Annotated in this window: 16 protein-coding genes and 1 tRNA gene; 14 read left to right on the plus strand and 3 right to left on the minus strand. The window is 73.3% G+C overall.

What is annotated here, in order from left to right:
* Positions 1-50: 50 nt before the first annotated feature.
* The 7 genes from galU to CP968_RS19685 all read left to right on the plus strand — a co-directional run bounded on the left by galU (position 51) and on the right by CP968_RS19685 (position 5,428).
* Positions 51-953 carry a UTP--glucose-1-phosphate uridylyltransferase GalU gene (gene galU, locus CP968_RS19655; RefSeq protein WP_150519253.1) on the plus strand — a complete coding sequence of 301 codons (903 nt, stop codon included), beginning with the start codon at positions 51-53 and terminating at the stop codon, positions 951-953.
* A gap of 4 nt (positions 954-957) precedes the next feature.
* A complete protein-coding gene (glp, locus tag CP968_RS19660) occupies positions 958-2,298 on the plus strand; it encodes a molybdotransferase-like divisome protein Glp (protein WP_189828816.1) in 1,341 nt (446 codons plus the stop codon).
* A 74-nt stretch (positions 2,299-2,372) separates the two neighbouring features.
* Positions 2,373-2,852, plus strand: coding sequence for a cyclic pyranopterin monophosphate synthase MoaC (gene moaC, locus CP968_RS19665; RefSeq protein ID WP_150519254.1), 480 nt, complete (start codon positions 2,373-2,375; stop codon positions 2,850-2,852).
* A 107-nt stretch (positions 2,853-2,959) separates the two neighbouring features.
* On the plus strand, positions 2,960-3,460 hold the full coding sequence (locus CP968_RS19670; protein ID WP_229885959.1) for a MogA/MoaB family molybdenum cofactor biosynthesis protein: 501 nt from the start codon (positions 2,960-2,962) through the stop codon (positions 3,458-3,460).
* Positions 3,461-3,477: 17 nt separating this feature from the next.
* On the plus strand, positions 3,478-4,086 hold the full coding sequence (locus CP968_RS19675) for a GNAT family N-acetyltransferase (protein ID WP_150519256.1): 609 nt from the start codon (positions 3,478-3,480) through the stop codon (positions 4,084-4,086).
* Positions 4,087-4,244: 158 nt separating this feature from the next.
* Positions 4,245-5,276, plus strand: coding sequence for a divisome protein SepX/GlpR (sepX, locus tag CP968_RS19680; protein WP_150519257.1), 1,032 nt, complete (start codon positions 4,245-4,247; stop codon positions 5,274-5,276).
* A gap of 78 nt (positions 5,277-5,354) precedes the next feature.
* Positions 5,355-5,428, plus strand: a tRNA-Ala gene (locus CP968_RS19685).
* 161 nt (positions 5,429-5,589) lie between these two features.
* On the opposite strand, the gene CP968_RS19690 is transcribed toward CP968_RS19685, so the two are convergent.
* Positions 5,590-6,093 carry a GNAT family N-acetyltransferase gene (locus CP968_RS19690; RefSeq protein WP_150519258.1) on the minus strand — a complete coding sequence of 168 codons (504 nt, stop codon included), beginning with the start codon at positions 6,091-6,093 and terminating at the stop codon, positions 5,590-5,592.
* Between the two features lie 38 nt (positions 6,094-6,131).
* Here CP968_RS19690 and CP968_RS19695 point away from each other — a divergent pair, with 38 nt between their 5' ends.
* On the plus strand, positions 6,132-6,935 hold the full coding sequence (locus CP968_RS19695; RefSeq protein WP_150519259.1) for an exodeoxyribonuclease III: 804 nt from the start codon (positions 6,132-6,134) through the stop codon (positions 6,933-6,935).
* On the opposite strand, the gene CP968_RS19700 is transcribed toward CP968_RS19695, so the two are convergent.
* A complete protein-coding gene (locus CP968_RS19700) occupies positions 6,917-7,666 on the minus strand; it encodes a MerR family transcriptional regulator (protein WP_150519260.1) in 750 nt (249 codons plus the stop codon). The two genes, CP968_RS19695 and CP968_RS19700, sit on opposite strands and share 19 nt — an antisense overlap.
* A 151-nt stretch (positions 7,667-7,817) precedes the next feature.
* Here CP968_RS19700 and CP968_RS19705 point away from each other — a divergent pair, with 151 nt between their 5' ends.
* The 4 genes from CP968_RS19705 (at position 7,818) to CP968_RS19720 (ending at position 11,563) form a co-directional block, all read left to right on the plus strand.
* Positions 7,818-9,395: a flavin-containing monooxygenase gene (locus CP968_RS19705; RefSeq protein WP_150519261.1), complete on the plus strand. Its 1,578-nt coding sequence runs from the start codon at positions 7,818-7,820 to the stop codon at positions 9,393-9,395.
* Positions 9,392-10,408, plus strand: a complete 1,017-nt coding sequence (locus CP968_RS19710; RefSeq protein ID WP_150519262.1) for an alpha/beta fold hydrolase — start codon at positions 9,392-9,394, stop codon at positions 10,406-10,408. Before CP968_RS19705 ends, CP968_RS19710 begins: the two co-directional genes overlap by 4 nt.
* Complete coding sequence (locus CP968_RS19715) at positions 10,405-11,289, plus strand: SDR family oxidoreductase (protein ID WP_150519263.1); 885 nt, start codon at positions 10,405-10,407, stop codon at positions 11,287-11,289. Before CP968_RS19710 ends, CP968_RS19715 begins: the two co-directional genes overlap by 4 nt.
* Positions 11,290-11,374: 85 nt before the next feature.
* Positions 11,375-11,563 carry a hypothetical protein gene (locus tag CP968_RS19720; protein WP_150519264.1) on the plus strand — a complete coding sequence of 63 codons (189 nt, stop codon included), beginning with the start codon at positions 11,375-11,377 and terminating at the stop codon, positions 11,561-11,563.
* A gap of 83 nt (positions 11,564-11,646) precedes the next feature.
* Here the strand turns inward: CP968_RS19720 and CP968_RS19725 are convergent, their stop codons facing one another.
* Positions 11,647-14,928 carry a S41 family peptidase gene (locus tag CP968_RS19725; RefSeq protein WP_150519265.1) on the minus strand — a complete coding sequence of 1,094 codons (3,282 nt, stop codon included), beginning with the start codon at positions 14,926-14,928 and terminating at the stop codon, positions 11,647-11,649.
* 151 nt (positions 14,929-15,079) lie between these two features.
* On the opposite strand from CP968_RS19725, the gene CP968_RS19730 reads away from it, so the two are divergent.
* On the plus strand, positions 15,080-15,670 hold the full coding sequence (locus CP968_RS19730; RefSeq protein ID WP_189828815.1) for a TetR/AcrR family transcriptional regulator: 591 nt from the start codon (positions 15,080-15,082) through the stop codon (positions 15,668-15,670).
* Positions 15,671-15,788: 118 nt separating this feature from the next.
* The gene (locus CP968_RS19735) at positions 15,789-17,990 is read left to right on the plus strand and encodes an MMPL family transporter (RefSeq protein ID WP_150519266.1); all 2,202 of its coding nucleotides are present in this window, start codon (positions 15,789-15,791) and stop codon (positions 17,988-17,990) included.
* Positions 17,991-18,004: the final 14 nt, after the last annotated feature.

Here is an 18,004-nt window from a genome sequence, read left to right on the forward strand (position 1 = left end):
TCCGACCATGATTTGATCGGGCATTCGAGCGGACCCACTATCGTTCGGGCATGACTATGTTGCACCCCGTGATCAAGAAGGCCGTGATTCCGGCCGCGGGCCTGGGCACTCGGTTCCTTCCGGCCACCAAGGCCACTCCGAAGGAAATGCTCCCCGTCGTGGACAAGCCGGCCATCCAGTACGTGGTCGAAGAGGCCGTCGGCGCCGGACTCGATGACGTGCTCATGATCACAGGCCGTAACAAGCGTGCCCTCGAAGACCACTTCGACCGCAACTACGAGCTGGAGTCGGCCCTCATCGCCAAGGGCGACGACGACCGGCTGAAGAAGGTCCAGGAGTCCAGCGACCTGGCCACCATGCACTACGTCCGCCAGGGCGACCCCCGCGGCCTGGGCCACGCCGTGCTGTGCGCCGAGCCGCACGTCGGCCGCGAGCCCTTCGCCGTCCTCCTCGGCGACGACCTCATCGACCCGCGCGACCCGCTGCTGCGCCAGATGGCCGACATCTACGCCCGCACCGGCGGCACCGTCATCGCGCTGATGGAGGTCGACCCCGCCAACGTGCACCTCTACGGCTGCGCCGCCGTCGAGGCCACGGACGAGGAGGACGTGGTCCGCGTCACCGGCCTCGTCGAGAAGCCGGACCCCGCCGACGCGCCGAGCAACTACGCCGTCATCGGACGCTATGTCCTCAACCCCGCGATCTTCGACATACTGCGGGAGACCGAGCCGGGCCGCGGTGGGGAGATCCAGCTCACCGACGCCCTGCAGAAGCTGGCCGCCGACGAGACCATCGGCGGCCCGGTGCACGGCGTGGTCTTCCGGGGCCGCCGCTACGACACCGGGGACCGCGGCGACTACCTGCGGGCCATCGTCCGCCTCGCGTGCGAGCGCGAGGACCTGGGCCCCGAGTTCCGCACCTGGCTTCACCGTTACGTCACGGAGGAGATGTAGCACCTTGAGCAGTACCGCGCCGCAGGACACCGGCCACCACCGTCTGTGGTCGGTGGACGAGCACCTCGCGGACATCCTCGCCGCCGTCCGGCCGTTGGAGCCCATCGAGCTCCAACTGCTGGACGCCCAGGGCTGTGTCCTGGTCGAGGACGTCACCGTGCCCGTCGCCCTCCCGCCCTTCGACAACAGCTCCATGGACGGCTACGCCGTCCGCACGGCCGACGTCCAGGGTGCGAGCGAGGAGTTCCCCGCGGTGCTCGCGGTGATCGGGGACGTCGCGGCGGGCGCCGGCGAGCTGCCCACCGTCGGCCCCGGCCAGGCCGCCCGCATCATGACCGGCGCCCCGCTGCCGCCCGGCGCGGAAGCCGTCGTACCGGTCGAGTGGACCGACGGCGGCGAGGGCGGCGGCGCCGCCTCCGGCATGACCCCGGCCAGCTCCGCTCCCGAGGGCGCCGGCGGCGAGGTGCGCGTGCACCGCTCCGCCGAGGCCCGGGCGCACGTCCGCTCGCGCGGCAGCGACGTACAGGCCGGGGACCTCGCGCTCGCGGCGGGCACCGTCCTCGGACCGCCGCAGATCGCCCTGCTGGCCGCCATCGGACGCGGCACCGTACGGGTGCGCCCGCGCCCGCGCGTGGTCGTCCTGTCCACCGGCAGCGAGCTGGTCCAGCCCGGCGAGGCCCTCACCCCCGGGACGATCTACGACTCCAACAGCTTCGCGCTCGCCGCGGCCGCCCGCGACGCCGGAGCCATCGCCTACCGCGTCGGCGCCGTCGCGGACGACGCCGACACCCTGCGCGCGACCATCGAGGACCAGCTGATCCGGGCCGACCTGCTGGTCACCACCGGCGGGGTCAGCGTCGGCGCGTACGACGTGGTGAAGGAGGCGCTCACCTCGGTCGCCGGCGGCGAGGACGACGTGGACGGCGGCGGGATCGACTTCCGCAAGCTCGCCATGCAGCCCGGCAAGCCCCAGGGCTTCGGCGCCATCGGCCCCGACCACACCCCCCTGCTGGCGCTGCCCGGCAACCCGGTCTCCTCGTACGTCTCCTTCGAGCTCTTCGTCCGTCCCGCGATCCGCACCCTGATGGGACTGCCGCAGGCCGAGATCGTCCGCCCGAGCGTGCGCGCCGCGCTCAAGGCCGACAAGGCCGTCGGCTCCCCGGCCGGCCGCCGCCAGTTCCTGCGCGGTGCCTACGACGCCGAGAGCGGCACGGTCAGCCCGGTCGGCGGATCGGGCTCGCACCTGATCGCCGCGCTGGCCCACGCCGACTCGCTGATCGTCGTACCGGAGGACGTCACCTCGGTGGAGCCGGGGGCCGACCTGGAAGTGGTCCTGCTCGGCTGAACACCCGCCGGTACGGGTAGCGTGTTGCATCACACAGGCCCCCGGGGGCCCGGACGGAAGCGACGCGCAGAGCTATGAGTACGCAGAGCAGGCTGACCCACCTCGACGAGGCCGGTGCGGCCCGGATGGTCGACGTCTCCGAGAAGGACGTCACCACCCGGACGGCCCGGGCCAGCGGCCGGGTACGCGTCTCCCCCCGGGTCGTCGAGCTGCTGCGCGGCGAGGGCGTCCCCAAGGGCGACGCCCTCGCCACCGCACGGATCGCCGGGATCATGGGGGCCAAGAAGACCCCCGACCTGATCCCGCTGTGCCACCCGCTGGCGGTCTCCGGCGTCAAGGTCGAACTGTCGGTCGCCGACGACGCCGTGGAGATCCTGGCCACCGTGAAGACGACCGACCGCACCGGCGTCGAGATGGAGGCGCTGACGGCGGTCGCCGTCGCCGGCCTCACCGTCGTGGACATGGTCAAGGCCGTCGACAAGGGCGCCGTCATCACGGACGTCCGGGTGGAGGAGAAGACCGGCGGCAAGTCCGGCGACTGGACCCGCGCGTGAACGCCCCGCGCGGCGGCGAGGTCCACAGCCACCTGCACGCGGTGCCGGAGCCGGACGCCGCCGCGGCGCCGTCCGCGGCGGCCGGACCCGCGGCGGCACCGGCGGCGCTGCGCGCCCTGGTGGTCACCGCCTCCAACCGGGCCTCGCGGGGCGTCTACCCGGACCGGGGCGGACCGCTGCTCGCCGAGGCCCTGGAGGAGCTCGGCTTCGCGGTGGACGGCCCGCGCGTCGTCCCGGACGGCGACCCGGTCGGTCAGGCGCTGCGCGAGGGCGTGGCCGCCGGCTACGACGTCATCCTGACCACCGGCGGCACCGGCATCTCGCCGACCGACCGCACCCCGGACGCCACGGCGCGGGTGCTGGACTACGAGATCCCCGGCATCCCCCAGGCCATCCGCGCCGAGGGTCTGGCCAAGGTGCCCACCGCGGCCCTCTCCCGGGGCCTGGCCGGCGTGGCCGGACACACCCTGATCGTCAACCTCCCGGGCTCGACGGGCGGGGTGCGCGACGGCCTCGCCGTCCTGTCCCGCCTGCTGCTGCACGCCGTGGACCAGATCCGCGGCGGCGACCACCCCGGACCGGCGGGACCCTCCGGGAGCACGAGCTGAACGGCCCCACCTGGCCGGTGGTCCTGACGGACGGCGAGGTCACCCTCCGGCCGATAAGACTGCGCGACCAGAAGGCCTGGCGCGAGGTCAACCGGCGCAACCGCGACTGGCTCCGCCCGTGGGAGGCGACGATCCCGCCGCCCGCCCCGTGGGGGCCGGTGATCCAGCGGCCGACGTACCGCCAGATGGTCCGCCACCTGCGCGCCGAGGCGAACGCGGGCCGGATGCTGCCCTTCGTCATCGAGTACCAGGGCCGGCTCGTCGGCCAGCTGACGGTCGCCGGGATCACCTGGGGCTCGATGTGCGCGGGCCACGTCGGCTACTGGGTGGACCGCGAGGTGGCGGGCCGCGGCGTGATGCCGACGGCGGTCGCGCTGGCCGTGGACCACTGCTTCGCCCGGGTCGGGCTGCACCGGATCGAGGTGTGCATCCGCCCGGAGAACGGGCCGAGCCGGCGGGTGGTGGAGAAGCTGGGCCTGCGCGAGGAGGGGCTGCGCCCGCGCTACCTCCACATCGACGGGGCCTGGCGCGACCACCTCGTCTACGCCGTCACGGCGGAGGAGGTGCCCGAAGGGCTGCTGCGCCGTTGGCACCGGGCCCGCCGCCGGGAGAGTCCGCAGACATAGATATCCGAATAAGAGTTCGAATTTAAGGCCCGCGGAACCGATTCGCCCATAACCTGATCCGAAGAATCACAAAAAAAGTCCGTGATATCAGCGAGATCGTGCGACACACCGGCCCGATTGGGCGATCCCGTCGCCCGCGCCCCTCTACGGTGTGGGGTGTGAGCAGCAGCGGCCTCATCTACGCAGTCATTGTCGGGGCCTGGGCCGCCTACTTGGTGCCCATGTGGCTCCGCAGGCAGGACGAGCTGAACGAGGCCCGTCCGACGGAACGCTTCTCCACTGCCATTCGGCTGCTTTCGGGCCGGGCGGGAATGGAGCGCCGTTACGCCAAGGGGCTGCGTGAGCGCGGTGACGAGCAGGTGGAGCCCGAACCCCGGGCGGACCCGGACGCCGCGACGGAAACGGTGCATTCCGTGGACGCCGACGTCCGGGCCGTCGTCGTGCCCCCGACCAGGGCGGAGCCGAGACCTGCCGCAGCCGAACGGGAGCAGCGCGCCGAGCGGGCCCGCCGCGAGCAGCGACTCCAGGTCCTCGCGCGCCGCCGGCGCACCACCGCGCTCCTCTTCCTCGTCTTCACCCTCGGTGCGGTCGTCGCCGCGGTGGGCGGCCTGCACCTGCTGTGGGCGCCGGCCGTGCCGGCCGTACTGCTGAGCGCGTACATCGTGCACCTGCGGGTCCAGGAGCGCCGGCGCTACGAGTTCACCATGGACCGCCGCCGCGCCGAGGCCGCCGCGCGCCACCTGCGCGAGAACCGTCCCCGCCGCCGCGAGCCCGAGGCCGCGGCGGGCGAACCGGACCCCGCGCCACCGGTCTCCCCGCAGGAGGCCGGCCGTCGGGCGCTCGTCGAACAGACCGACCACGCCGAGTGGGTCGACCAGCAGCGCGAGCGCGAACGCGGCCCCGCGCGCGGTGACAGCTGGGAGCCGGTCCCGGTCCCGCTGCCGACCTACGTGACCGCTCCGGTCGCCCCGCGCGCCACCGGCCCCGCGGCCCCGGACGGCTGGAGCGCGAAGCGCTCCAGCGCCGCCGAGCCGACGGAGCCGCGCCTGCGCGCCCAGCCGGCCGTCCCCGCGCCGGCGCAGTCCCCCGACCCGCAGTCCGCGCCGCGGCCCCGCGGCCGTGACCGCGGCCGCACGCCGCTGTTCGACCAGTACGAGAGCGACGAGCGCCCGCGGGCCGCGAACGAGTGATCGGTGACCTGCGCGGACGCTCCCGGATACCGGTTTTGGAGCACCCGCGCGGGGATGCTAATGTTTCACACGTCGCAAGGGCCTGTGGCGCAGTCTGGTAGCGCACCTCGTTCGCATCGAGGGGGTCTGGGGTTCAAATCCCCACAGGTCCACAGACGACAGTTCGCGAGTAGCTCTCGGGAACGTCACGAGATCCCGTTCAGCCGAAAGGCTGGGCGGGATCTCGGCGTTTGCGGGGTACCGGGCCTGACGGGCGATCACGGGCCCGCCGGAGGCTCCGGCGGGCGGGTGGTCGGGCCGCTGTCGCAGTGGGTCAGGACGGGGTGTTCAGAGGTTTGGCCATGCAGCGGCTGGAGGCGTGGAAGCGGTAGTGGCCGAACTTGGGGGCCGCCGTGTAGCCGGCCGAGAGGTAGAGGGCTATCGCCTCCGGCTGCTGGTCGCCGGTCTCCAGGACCATGCGGGTGCGGCCCGCCGCGCGCGCGTCGTCCTCCAGGGCCGCCAGGGTGCGTCGGGCGAGTCCGAGGCCGCGGGCGCGGGGGACGACGTACATGCGCTTGAGTTCCGCGTCGCCGTCCGAGTAGCCCTCGTCGTTGTGGTCCTGGGTGCGCCAGCCGCCGCTGGCGACGGCCGCGCCCTCGGCGTCGTACGCCAGCAGGTAGAGGCCCCGCGGCGGGAGGAACATCGCGGGGTCGAGGTAGGTGACGTCGCCCTCGCCGTCGTACCGGGTCTGGTACTCGAGCTGGACCTGGTCGTTGAGTTCGACAGCGTCGCCGTGGTCGTAGGGCACGGCGCGGAGCTGGATCATCCCGTGAGACATTCGAATATCGTACGGAACCCTTTCGCTAAGGTGCAGGGATGCTCACTGTGACCTCCGTGAATGTGAATGGGATCCGCGCCGCCGCGAAGAAGGGCTTCGTGGAGTGGCTCGCCGGCTCCGACGCCGACGTCGTGTGCCTCCAGGAGGTGCGGGCCGAGGAGGCGCAGATCCCGGCCGAGGCCCGGGCGCCCGAGGGCTGGCACACCGTCTTCGCGCCGGCCGCCGCCAAGGGCCGGGCCGGGGTCGCGCTGTACGCGCGGCGGGAGCCGGAGCGGGTGCGGATCGGGTTCGGCAGCGACGAGTTCGACGCCTCGGGGCGGTACGTCGAGGCGGACTTCCCGGGGGTCACCGTCGCCAGCCTCTACCTGCCCTCGGGCGAGGCGGGCACCGGGAAGCAGGACGAGAAGTACCGGTTCATGGGCGAGTTCCGCGCCTACCTGGAGGAGCTGAAGGTGCGGGCCGCCGCCGACGGGCGCGAGGTCGTGGTCTGCGGCGACTGGAACATCTGCCACCGCGAGGCCGACCTGAAGAACTGGAAGACGAACCGCAAGAGCGCCGGCTTCCTGCCCGAGGAGCGGGAATGGCTGGGCAAGGTGTACGAGGAGGCGGGCTACGTCGACGTCGTGCGCGCGCTGCACCCCGACGCCGAGGGCCCGTACTCCTGGTGGTCCTACCGGGGCCGGGCCTTCGACAACGACGCCGGCTGGCGCATCGACCTCCAGGTGGCGACGCCCGGGCTGGCCGGCAGGGCCGTGAAGGCCTTCGTGGAGCGGGCCGAGACGCACCCGGAGCGCTGGTCCGACCACGCGCCGGTGACCGTGGTCTACGAGCTCGGGGTCTGATCCGGTCCGGTCGCGGGGGCTCCGCTCGCGGGGGTCCCGGCCGCCGGGTCGTCGGGGGCCGGTGCGGCGGCCAGGAGGCGGTCCATGGCCATGGTCAGCTCCGCCTCCACCACGCTCTTGGCCAGCGGCCGCAGCCGCGTGACGGCGTCGTCCTGCGCGATGTGGGCCGATATCAGCTCGGTGAACAGGGCGGCCAGCGCGTCCGCGTGCGCGCGCACGCGCCGGCCCGTCTCCAGGACGGCCGCGAGCGGGACCCCCTCGCGGACCAGCGCCGAGGACACGTCCAGCAGCCGCCGGCTGACGTGCACGATCTCCTCGCCGTCGGTCGCCAGGTAGCCGAGGTCGAGCGAGGCCGCCAGGTTCTCCGGGGTGACCTCGCCCTCGAAGTAGTCGGCCAGCGCCTCGGGCGAGAGCCGTACGGGCGTCTCCTCGGACCAGCCGATCCCCAGCAGCTCGCCGAGCTGTCCGACGTCGCGGCCGCTTTCGAACGCGGTGGTCAGCTCCGCGATCCCGCCCAGGGTGTGGCCGCGCTCCAGCAGGGCGGCGATGGTGCGCAGCCGGGCCAGGTGGTGGTCGTCGTACCAGGCGATGCGGCCTTCGCGGCGCGGGGGCGGGAGCAGTTTGCGCTCGCGGTAGAAGCGCAGGGTGCGGACGGGGATGCCGGCCTCCCCGGCCAGTTCCGCCGTGCGGTACTCGCGCACTGTCTTCGCTTCCGTCTCGTCCTTCGCCACAGGCGCAGCCTAGGCGTACCGGCAGCAACTTTCCGGGCGCGACCCCTACCCATGAGTACGGGGCTGCTCTACTCTCCCGATTGTGCCAGTGATTGCTGGCAGTGTTGCGATGGTCTGGCAAGGCACTGCGGATGAAGCGGAGGCGGCGGGCATGGGCGAGCGCGAGCACGGGCGGCGTGAGCACGTACGGGTGGCGGTGATCGGGTCCGGATTCGGCGGGCTGGGCGCGGCGGTGCGGCTGCGGCGCGAGGGGATCACCGACTTCGTGGTCCTGGAACGGGCCGGATCGGTCGGCGGGACCTGGCGGGACAACAGTTATCCGGGGTGCGCGTGCGACGTCCCCTCGCACCTGTACTCCTTCTCCTTCGCGCCCAACCCGGACTGGCCCCGCACCTTCTCCGGGCAGCCCGCGATCCGCGCGTACCTGGAGCGCGTCGCCGACACCTTCGGGCTGCGCCGGCACATCCGGCTCGACTCCGAGGTGCTGCTGATGCGCTGGGACGCCGACGCGCTGCACTGGGAGATCGAGACCGCCTCCGGGGAGCTGACCGCCGACGTGGTGGTGTCGGCGACCGGACCGCTGTCCGACCCGAAGATGCCGGACATCCCGGGGCTCGCGCAGTTCCCGGGCAAGGTCTTCCACTCGGCGCGCTGGGACCACGACTACGACCTCGCCGGCAAGCGCGTCGCCATGATCGGGACCGGCGCCTCGGCCATCCAGATCGTGCCCGCCATCGCCCCCGACGTGGAGCGGCTGACCCTCTTCCAGCGGACCCCGCCGTGGGTGATGCCGCGCACCGACCGGGCCATCACCACCGCCGAGCGCTGGCTGCACCGTCAGCTGCCCTTCACCCGGGCGGCGCGGCGCGGGCTGCTGTGGGGCATCCGGGAGCTCCAGGTCAGCGCCTTCACCAAGCGGCCGAACCAGCTCGGGCTGGTCGAGTCGCTCGCCAAGGCCAACATGGCGCGCTCGATCAAGGACCCGGAGCTGCGGGCCAGGCTGACGCCCTCGTACCGGATCGGCTGCAAGCGGATCCTGCTCTCCAGCGAGTACTACCCGGCCCTGGCCCGGCCCAATGTGGACCTGGTGGCGTCCGGGCTGAAGGAGGTCCGCGGCTCGGTGCTGGTGGCCGCGGACGGGACGGAGACCGAGGTCGACGCGATCGTCTTCGGCACCGGCTTCCACGTCACGGACATGCCGATCGCCGACCGGGTGGTCGGCGTGGAGGGCAGGACCCTCGCGGAGGAGTGGAAGGGCGGGATGCAGTCGCTGCGCGGTGCGACGGCGGCGGGCTTCCCGAACTTGATGACGATCATCGGCCCCAACACCGGGCTCGGGAACAGCTCGATGATCCTCATGATCGAGTCGCAGCTGAACTACATGGCGGACTACCTGCGGCAGCTCGGCGTGCTGGGCGGGAAGGTCGCGCTCGCGGCCCGGCCGTCCGCCGTGAACCGCTGGAACCGGCAGGTGCAGGCCCGGATGGAGCGGACGGTGTGGAACACCGGCGGCTGCACCAGCTGGTACCTGGACGAGCAGGGCCGCAACACCACGGTCTGGCCGGGCACGACCGGCGAGTTCCGCAAGGAGACGCGCGCGGTGGACCTGGCCGAGTACGAGGTCGTGCGCGTCCGGGACCGGGAGCCGGTGGCGGCCGCCGGGGTGGCCGGGACGCCGGCTCCGGCCGCGGCTCCGGCCGTGGGCGCCGTCGAGGAGGGGGCGGCGTGAGCCGGCTGACGCACGTGGTGTCCGGGCCGTACGCGCCGCCGGTGGCGCGGCGCGAGCTGGTCGCCACCTCCGCCGACGGATCCCGGCTCCACGTCGAGGTGCACGGGGAGGACGGGGCGCCGGCCGTGGTGCTGGCGCACGGCTGGACCTGCTCCACCGCGTTCTGGGCCGCCCAGGTGCGGGAGCTGGCCCGGGACCACCGGGTCGTCGCCTACGACCAGCGCGGGCACGGCCGCAGCCCGGCCGCCCGCGCCTACAGCACCACGGCCCTCGCCGACGACCTCGTGGCCGTGCTGCGGGCGACGCTGGCCGAGGGCGAACGGGCCGTCATCGCCGGGCACTCCATGGGCGGGATGACCATCATGGCGGCCGCCCAGCGCCCGGAGTTCGCCGAGCACGCCGCGGCCGCGCTGCTGTGCAGCACCGGGAGCGCCGGGCTGGTCGCGCAGTCGCTCGTGCTGCCGCTGCGGGCGGGGCCGGCGCGAACCCGCTTCACCGGCGCGGTCCTCGGCTCCCGGGCGCCGCTGGGGCCCGTCACGCCCGTGGCCCGGGCGATCCTCAAGTACGCGACCATGGGCCCCGGTTCGGCGCCCGAGAAGGTCGAGGCGTGCGCCCGCATCGTGCACGCCTGCCCGACCGGGGTCCGCCGCGCCTGGTCCGCCGTGCTGGCCGGCCTCGACCTCGACGCGGACGTGGCCCGCCTCACCGTGCCCACCGCCGTCATCGGCGGCAAGGCCGACCGGCTCACGCCCGTCGCGCACGCCCGGCGGCTCGCCGCCGCGCTGCCGAACTGCGTCGGGCTCACCGAGCTCACCGGCATGGGGCACATGACCCCGATCGAGGCCCCGGAAGCGGTGACCGCCGCCGTGCGCGAGCTGACCGCGCTGTACCTGCCCGCCGCGGCGGCCCCGGCCCCGGCCCCGTCCCCGCGGACGCCGGCCGACGCGCCCGCAGCCCCGTCCGCCGACCCGTCCGCCGACCCGTCCGCCGAAGAGAAGGAGAAGACCGCGTGAGCGCTCGCAGGAGTCTGGAAGGTCAGGTCGTCGTCGTCACCGGAGCCGCCCGCGGGGTGGGCGAGCTGCTCGCCCGCAAGCTGTCGGCACGCGGCGCGAAGATCGCGCTGGTCGGCCTGGAGCCGGAGGCCCTCAAGGAGGTCTCCGAACGGCTGCACACCGACAGCGACCACTGGTACGCCGACGTCACCGACCACGAGGCCATGGCCCGCGTCGCACGGGAGGTCAAGGAGCGCTTCGGCAAGGTGGACGTCGTCGTCGCCAACGCGGGCGTGGCCTCGGGCGGCCCGTTCGTCGACTCCGACCCCGAGGCCTGGCGCCGGGTGATCGAGGTCAACCTCATCGGCGGGGCCGTCACGGGCCGGGCCTTCCTGCCCGTCCTGATGGAGAGCCGGGGCTACTTCCTGCAGATCGCCTCGCTCGCCGCGATCACTCCCGCGCCGATGATGACCGCGTACTGCGCCTCCAAGTCCGGCGTCGAGGCCTTCGCCCACTGCCTGCGCGCCGAGGTCGGCTACAAGGGCGTACGGGTGGGTGTCGGCTACCTGTCCTGGACCGACACCGACATGGTGCGCGGGGCCGACCGGGACGAGGTCATGCGGGAGCTGCGCCAGCGGCTGCCGTGGCCGTCGAACCGGACCTACCCGCTCGGCCCCGCCGTCGACCGGATCGTGGCGGGCATCGAGCGGCGCTCGTCGCACGTCTACGCGCAGTGGTGGCTGCGCGGGATGCAGGGCGTGCGGGGGTACCTGCCGGGGATCATCGGGGCGGTCGGGCAGCGCGAGATGAAGCGGTTCGAACCCCGGCTGGCCGGTGTGTCCAAGGGGCTGGTGGGAGCGGGCGGCGCCGCGGACGAGCAGGAGCGGGCCGCGCGCACCTGACCGGAGGTCTGTCGGATATGCGAGGTTCGTCCGGTCGTGCCAGGCTGGTCGCACCCGAGCCACCCGACACCTCTGGAGGAACACCATGGGCCTGAGAGACCAGTTCCACGAGAAGGCGAGGCAATTGGCCGAGCGAGCCGGAGCCGAGGCCCGCGAAGCCCGCGACGACGCCCCGGAGGGTGCGGCGCGCCGTGCGCCGGACGCGCCGGGCACGCCCGGACGGGCCGCGCGGCAGCGGCCGGCCGAGGTCGTCGACGACACGTCCGGCACGTAGGCACCGCGCGGGACGCGGGGTGAAGGGGCGCGGCCGGCGGGCCGCGCCCCTTCACCGTGGCCGCCGCTTCACCGTGGCCGCCGCTACGGGCGTGGCGGCAGCTTCGGGCGGCGCAGGTCGGGTACGTCCGTGTAGCCCGGGGGCACCGCCGCCGGGTCCTGTTCCAGCAGCTCCAGCGCCAGCTCCACCGCGTCGTCCAGTTGGGCGTGGCGGCCCTCCGCCCAGTCGAGAGGGGTGCGCAGCACGGCGAGGTCTGGGTCCACTCCGTGGTTCTCCACCGACCAGCCGTACTCCGGGAACCAGGCCGCGTTCATCGGCACCGTGATCACCGATCCGTCGCCGAGGGCGTGCCGGCCGGTCATCCCGACCACCCCGCCCCAGGTGCGCTGGCCCACCACCGGGCCGAGGCCCAGCAGCTTGATGGCCGCGGTGATCATGTCGCCGTCGGAGGAGGTCGCCTCGTCGGCCAGGGCGACGATGGGGCCCCGGGGCGCGTTGGAGGCGTAGCTGACGGGCTGGGCGTTGCGGGTGAGGTCCCAGCCGATGATCGACCGGGTCAGCTTCTCCACCACCAGCTCGCTGATGTGCCCGCCGGCGTTGCCGCGGACGTCCACGATCAGGGCCGGGCGGGACATCTCCATCCGCAGGTCGCGGTTGAACTGCGCCCAGCCCGAGCCGCCCATGTCCGGGATGTGGAGGTAGCCGCAGCGGCCGCCGCTGAGCTGGCGGACCACCGCGCGCCGCTTGGAGACCCAGTCCTGGTAGCGCAGCGGCCGTTCGTCGACCAGCGGGACGACCGCGACCCGGCGGGCGCGGCCCGAGCCCTCCGCGGGCCGGAAGGTGAGCTCCACGGTGGTGCCGCCGGCCCCCGCGAGCAGCGGGAACGGGCCGGCGACCGGGTCGACGGGGCGGCCGTCGACGTGGGTGATCTCGGCGCCCTCCCGGATGCCGGTGCCGGCCAGCGGGGAGCGGGCCTTGGAGTCGGAGGACTCGCCGGGCAGGATGCGGCCGACCACCCAGGAGCCGTCGCGGGGCAGCAGGTTGGCACCGAGCAGTCCGATGGCGCGCTGGTAGTGCGGGGGGCCCTCGTTGCGGCGGGCCGGGGAGACGTAGGCGTGCGAGGTCCCGAGCTCGCCGAGGACCTCGCGCAGCAGGTCGGCGAACTCGTCGGGGGAGGCGACCCGTTCGACCAGGGGGCGGTACTGGCGCAGGACGCCGTCCCAGTCGATGCCGCACATGTCCGGCTCCCAGAAGTACGCGCGGATGATCCGGCCGGCCTCCTCGAACGCCTGGCGCCACTCGGCCGCGGGGTCCACCTCGTGCAGGATGCGCCGCAGGTCGAGGTAGACCGTCGAGTCGCCGTCGCCCGACTCGGTCGCGGGGACCGCCCGCAGGTCGCCGTCGTCGTTGACGACGAGCCGGGTGCCGTCGCCGCTGACCGCGAACCAGTCCAGGCCCGAGGCCAGTTCGCTCTTGCGGGCCTTGGTCATGTCGAAGTGCTCCAGCGTCGGCTTGCCGCTGGTGTCGGCCGGGTTGGCGAAGGTCTCGCCGAGCGCGCCCGAGATGGGCCAGCGCAGCCAGACCAGCCCGCCGCCGCTCACCGGGTACAGGGCCGAGTACTTGGACGCCGCGACCGGGAAGGGGGTGACCCGGCTCTCCAGGCCCTCCACCTCCACGGTCACCGCGCCGTCGCCCGTGTCGGAGTCCCCCTCGACGGGGTCGAGGCCGCCCGCGGCCGGGCGGCCGTCGGGGGAGAATGCGAACGGGGAGGGGGTCGCGGAGGACAGCGGCACGAGGTAGGGGCGGCAGCCCAGCGGGAAGGACAGGTCCCCGGTGTGCACGTCGTAGACCGGGTCGAAGCCGCGCCACGACAGGAAGGCGAGGTAGCGCCCGTCCCGGGTGAAGACCGGGCTCTCGTCCTCGAATCGGCCGTTGGTGACGTCGATGACGCTGCGGGTGCCGGGGCCGGAGATCCGGGCCATCTTGATCTGCCGCAGCGACCGGCCGATGCCCGGGTGGGACCAGGTCAGCCAGCACCCGTCGGGCGAGAACGCCAGGTCGGTGACGGGCCCGTTGACCGACCTGATCAGCTCGGTGACCTCGCCGTCGGACTCCTCCGCCGCGTCGATCAGCAGCAGCCGCCCGTCGTGGGAGGCGATGGCCAGGCGCTCCCCGTCCGGGTCGGACAGCAGCTCCAGTACGCGTCCCAGCGCGCCCGAGGCCAGCCGGCGCGGCGCGCGTTCGCCGGAGGCCCGCGGCAGGTAGGCGATCTCGACGGCGTCCTCGCCCTCCGCGTCGGTGACGTACGCCACCTGCCCGCCGCCGCCCAGCATCTCCGGCAGCCGCACCCGCACCCCGGGGGTGTCGGCGATGGTGCGGGCCGGGCCGTCGCGGTGGGTCAGCCAGTACAGGCTGCCGCGCACCACGACGGCGCTGGCCCGGCCGGTGGTGTCCACGGAGAGGGAGTCGACGTGGCTGGCGGCGGGCACCTGGTAGCTGCGCCGGCCGGCGCGCGGGCCGCCGAGGCGGACCTCCAGGCGGCGCGGGACGGCGCCGGGGGCCAGGGAGTCGACCAGCCAGAGGTCGCCGGCGCACTGGTAGACGACCCGGGAGCCGTCGCTGGAGGCGTGCCGGGCGTAGAAGGCGTCGTGATCGGTGTGGCGCAGCAGGTCGCCGCCGTCGGGGCGGCAGGAGTAGAGGTTGCCGACGCCCTCGTGGTCGGAGAGGAAGGCGATCCGGCCGTCGACGAACATCGGGGAGTCGAGGTGCCCGTCGAGGTCTTCCAGGAGCCGTCGGCCGTGCAGCCACAGCCGGCCGGTGGCGCCGCCCCGGTAGCGCTTCCAGGCGGCCGGCTCGTGCGGGGGCTTGCCGGTGAGCAGGAGGGTGCGCCGTTCGCCGTCGTCCCCGTCGTGCACCTGGATGTCGGAGACCGGGCCCCAGGGCAGGCGGCCGCCGGGGCTGCCGTCGGCGGGGAGGCTGTAGGCCCAGGCGAAGTAGGAGAAGGGCTGGCTGTGCGAGGAGACGGCGAGGATGTCGCTGCGGCCGTCCTCGTCGGGCGGGGTCCAGCCGCAGACGCGCGTGTCGGTGGCCCCCCAGTGGCTCAGCTGTCGGGCGGGGCCGCCGTCCACGGGGGCGAGGTGGATCTCGGGGTCCAGGGTGCGCCAGGTGGTGAAGGCGATGTGCCGGCCGTCGGGGGAGAAGCGCGGGTGGCTGACGCGGGTCCGGTCGACCGTCACCCGCCAGGCCCGGCCGGGGGCCTGACCCTCCGGCACCAGCGGGGCGACCCACAGGTCGTCCTCGGTGGCGAAACACAGCAGGTCGTGGTGGAGGTGTGGGAAGCGGAGGTAGGCGCCGTCGTGACTCACCCCCCAATGCTTTCCGCGCCGGGGGGCCCTGGCAACTCGTGCACGTGACCCATGACACCCGCTCCAACGAAACGATACGGTTTCGTTTCGCTAGGGGTGGGGGTATCGTCTTCAGCGTACGGAACGGTTTCGTTCGGATGGAGGGGCGGACATGACCGAGGCGATGGCGGCCCGGCGCAGTCGGATCACCCCCGAACGGCAGGCCGAACTGCACGAAGCGGTCCTCGACCTGCTGCGTGACGTCGGCTACGAAGCACTGACCATGGACGCGGTCGCCGCCCGTACGAAGTCCAGCAAGGCCACCCTCTACCGCCAGTGGGGGAGCAAGCCGGAACTGGTCGCCAAGGCCCTGAGGTGCACGCAGCCCGTCTCGCTGCGGGAAATCGACACGGGCACCCTGCGCGGGGACTTCGCGCGCATGGTGGAACACTCGGACGACGCGCAGATGGCCAAGGACACCGCCCTGATGCGGGGTCTGGCCCATGCCGTCCACGAGAGCCCCGAACTCCACAAGGCGCTGCGCGACCTGCTGGTCGATCCGGAGATCAACGGTCTCCAGACGATGCTCCGGCGCGCGGTCGACCGCGGCGAGATCAGACCGGACTGTCCGGCCCTGGACTTCGTGCCGCACATGCTCATCGGGGCGTTCATCGCGCTCCCGCTGATCGAGGACCGCCCGGTGGACCGGGCCTTCCTCGGTGACTTCGTCGACGCCGTGGTCTTCCCCGCCCTCGGCGTCTGATCCTTCCCGTCCCCTCCGTCCCCGCCGTTTCCCGCTGCTCCTGACACGCCGCTCTCGTCGTCGGGCCGGCTCACCATGCCCCGATCCATCCCACGACCCGAACGGGAGAACCACCGACGTGGCCACCTTCCTCTACCGGCTCGGCCGAGGCGCCTTCCGGCGCCGCGGCCTCGTCGCCCTCGTCTGGGTGGCGCTGCTGTTCGCCGCCGGCTTCGGCGCCGCGACGGCGTCCGCGCCCACCTCAGGCTCCTTCTCCATACCGGGTACGGAGGCCCAGCGGGCCTTCGACCTCCTCGACCAGCGCTTCCCGGGCATGGCCGCCGACGGCGCCACCGCCCGCATCGTGATCAAGGCGCCCGAGGGCGCCAAGGTCACCGACCCCGCCGCCAAGGCCGAGGTCGAGAAGATCGTCTCCGGCCTGAAGAACGGGCCCGGCGCGAGCCAGATCTCCTCCGTCGCCGACCCCTACCAGACCCAGGCCGTGAGCCAGGACGGCTCCATCGCGTACGTCAGCGTCAAGTACGACGTCAGCGGCATGGAGCTGAAGGACGAGGCGCGCGACGCGCTCAAGGACTCCGGCAAGGAGGCCGCGGCCGCGGGGCTGAACGTCCAGATCGGCGGCGACGCCCTGATGGCCGCCCCCGAGACCGGCTCCGGCGAGATCATCGGCATCGCCATCGCCGCGATCGTCCTCGTCATCACCTTCGGCTCGCTGGTCGCGGCCGGGCTGCCCCTGCTGACCGCCCTGATCGGCGTGGGCATCGGCGTCTCCTCCATCACCGCGCTCGCCAACGTGCTGGACCTCGGCTCGACCACCTCCACCCTGGCGATGATGATCGGCCTCGCGGTCGGCATCGACTACGCGCTCTTCATCGTCTCCCGCTACCGCGCGGAGCTCGCCGAGGGCCGCGAGCGCGACGAAGCCGCGGGCCGGGCCGCCGGAACCGCCGGCTCCGCCGTCGTCTTCGCCGGCCTCACCGTGGTCATCGCCCTCGTGGGCCTGGCCGTCGTCAACATCCCGATGCTGACGAAGATGGGCTTCGCGGCCGCCGGCACGGTGGTCATCGCGGTCCTGGTCGCCCTGACCCTGGTCCCGGCCATCCTCGGCTTCGCGGGCAAGAAGGTCCTGCCGGCCGGCACCAAGAGCAGGCTGTTCGGCAAGGGCCGCCCGGCCGGCACCGAGCCCAAGGCCAACGGCGGCACCCGCTGGGCCCGCTTCGTCCTGCGCCGCCCGGTGATGGTGCTGCTGGCCGGCGTCATCGGCCTCGGGATCATCGCGATCCCGGCGAGCAAGCTGGAGATGGGTCTGCCGGACGACGGTGCCCAGCCCGTCTCCACCACCCAGCGCCAGGCGTACGACCTGTTGTCCGAGGGCTTCGGCCCCGGCTTCAACGGCCCGCTGATGGTGGTCGTCGACGGGGACAAGGCCCTCGCCGACAAGACCGCCGACCGGATCAAGGGGCTGGAGGGGGTGGCCGCGGTCACCCCGGCCAACCTCAACGAGGCCGGCGACGCGGCGGTCATCACCGTCATCCCGAAGGACCGCCCGTCCTCCACGCAGACCGAGGACCTGGTCCACGAGATCCGCGCGGTCAGCGGCGACGAGGTCCTCGTCACCGGCGCCACCGCCATGAACATCGACTTCTCGCAGAAGATGAACGACGCGCTGCTGCCCTACCTGGCGCTCGTGGTCGGCCTCGCCTTCCTGCTCCTGATGCTGGTGTTCCGTTCGATCCTGGTCCCGCTCAAGGCGGCCCTCGGCTTCCTGCTCTCGGTGGTCGCCGCCCTCGGCGCGGTCGTCGCGGTCTTCCAGTGGGGCTGGCTCGGATCGCTCTTCGGGGTCGAGCAGACCGGCCCGATCATGTCGATGATGCCGATCTTCATGGTGGGCGTGGTCTTCGGCCTGGCCATGGACTACGAGGTCTTCCTCGTCACCCGCATGCGGGAGGCCTACGTCCACGGCGAGCGCCCCGGCCAGGCCGTGGTGACCGGTTTCCAGTACAGCGCCCGGGTGGTCGTGGCCGCCGCCGTCATCATGATCGCGGTGTTCGCCGGCTTCATCGGGGCCAGCGAGCAGATGGTCAAGATGATCGGCTTCGGTCTCGCCGTCGCCGTCTTCTTCGACGCCTTCGTGGTCCGCATGGCCATCGTCCCGGCGGTGCTCGCGCTGCTCGGGCACAAGGCCTGGTGGCTGCCCAAGTGGCTCGACCGGCTGCTGCCCAACGTCGACGTGGAGGGCGAGAGCCTGCGCAAGCACCTCTCCGGACCGGACGGGCCGTCCGACGGCCCGGACAAGGACCGCGAGCTGGTCGGGGTCTGACCCCCGCACCCGCC

The sequence above is a fragment of the Streptomyces subrutilus genome (assembly GCF_008704535.1).
GTDB classification, from domain to species: Bacteria; Actinomycetota; Actinomycetes; order Streptomycetales; family Streptomycetaceae; genus Streptomyces; species Streptomyces subrutilus.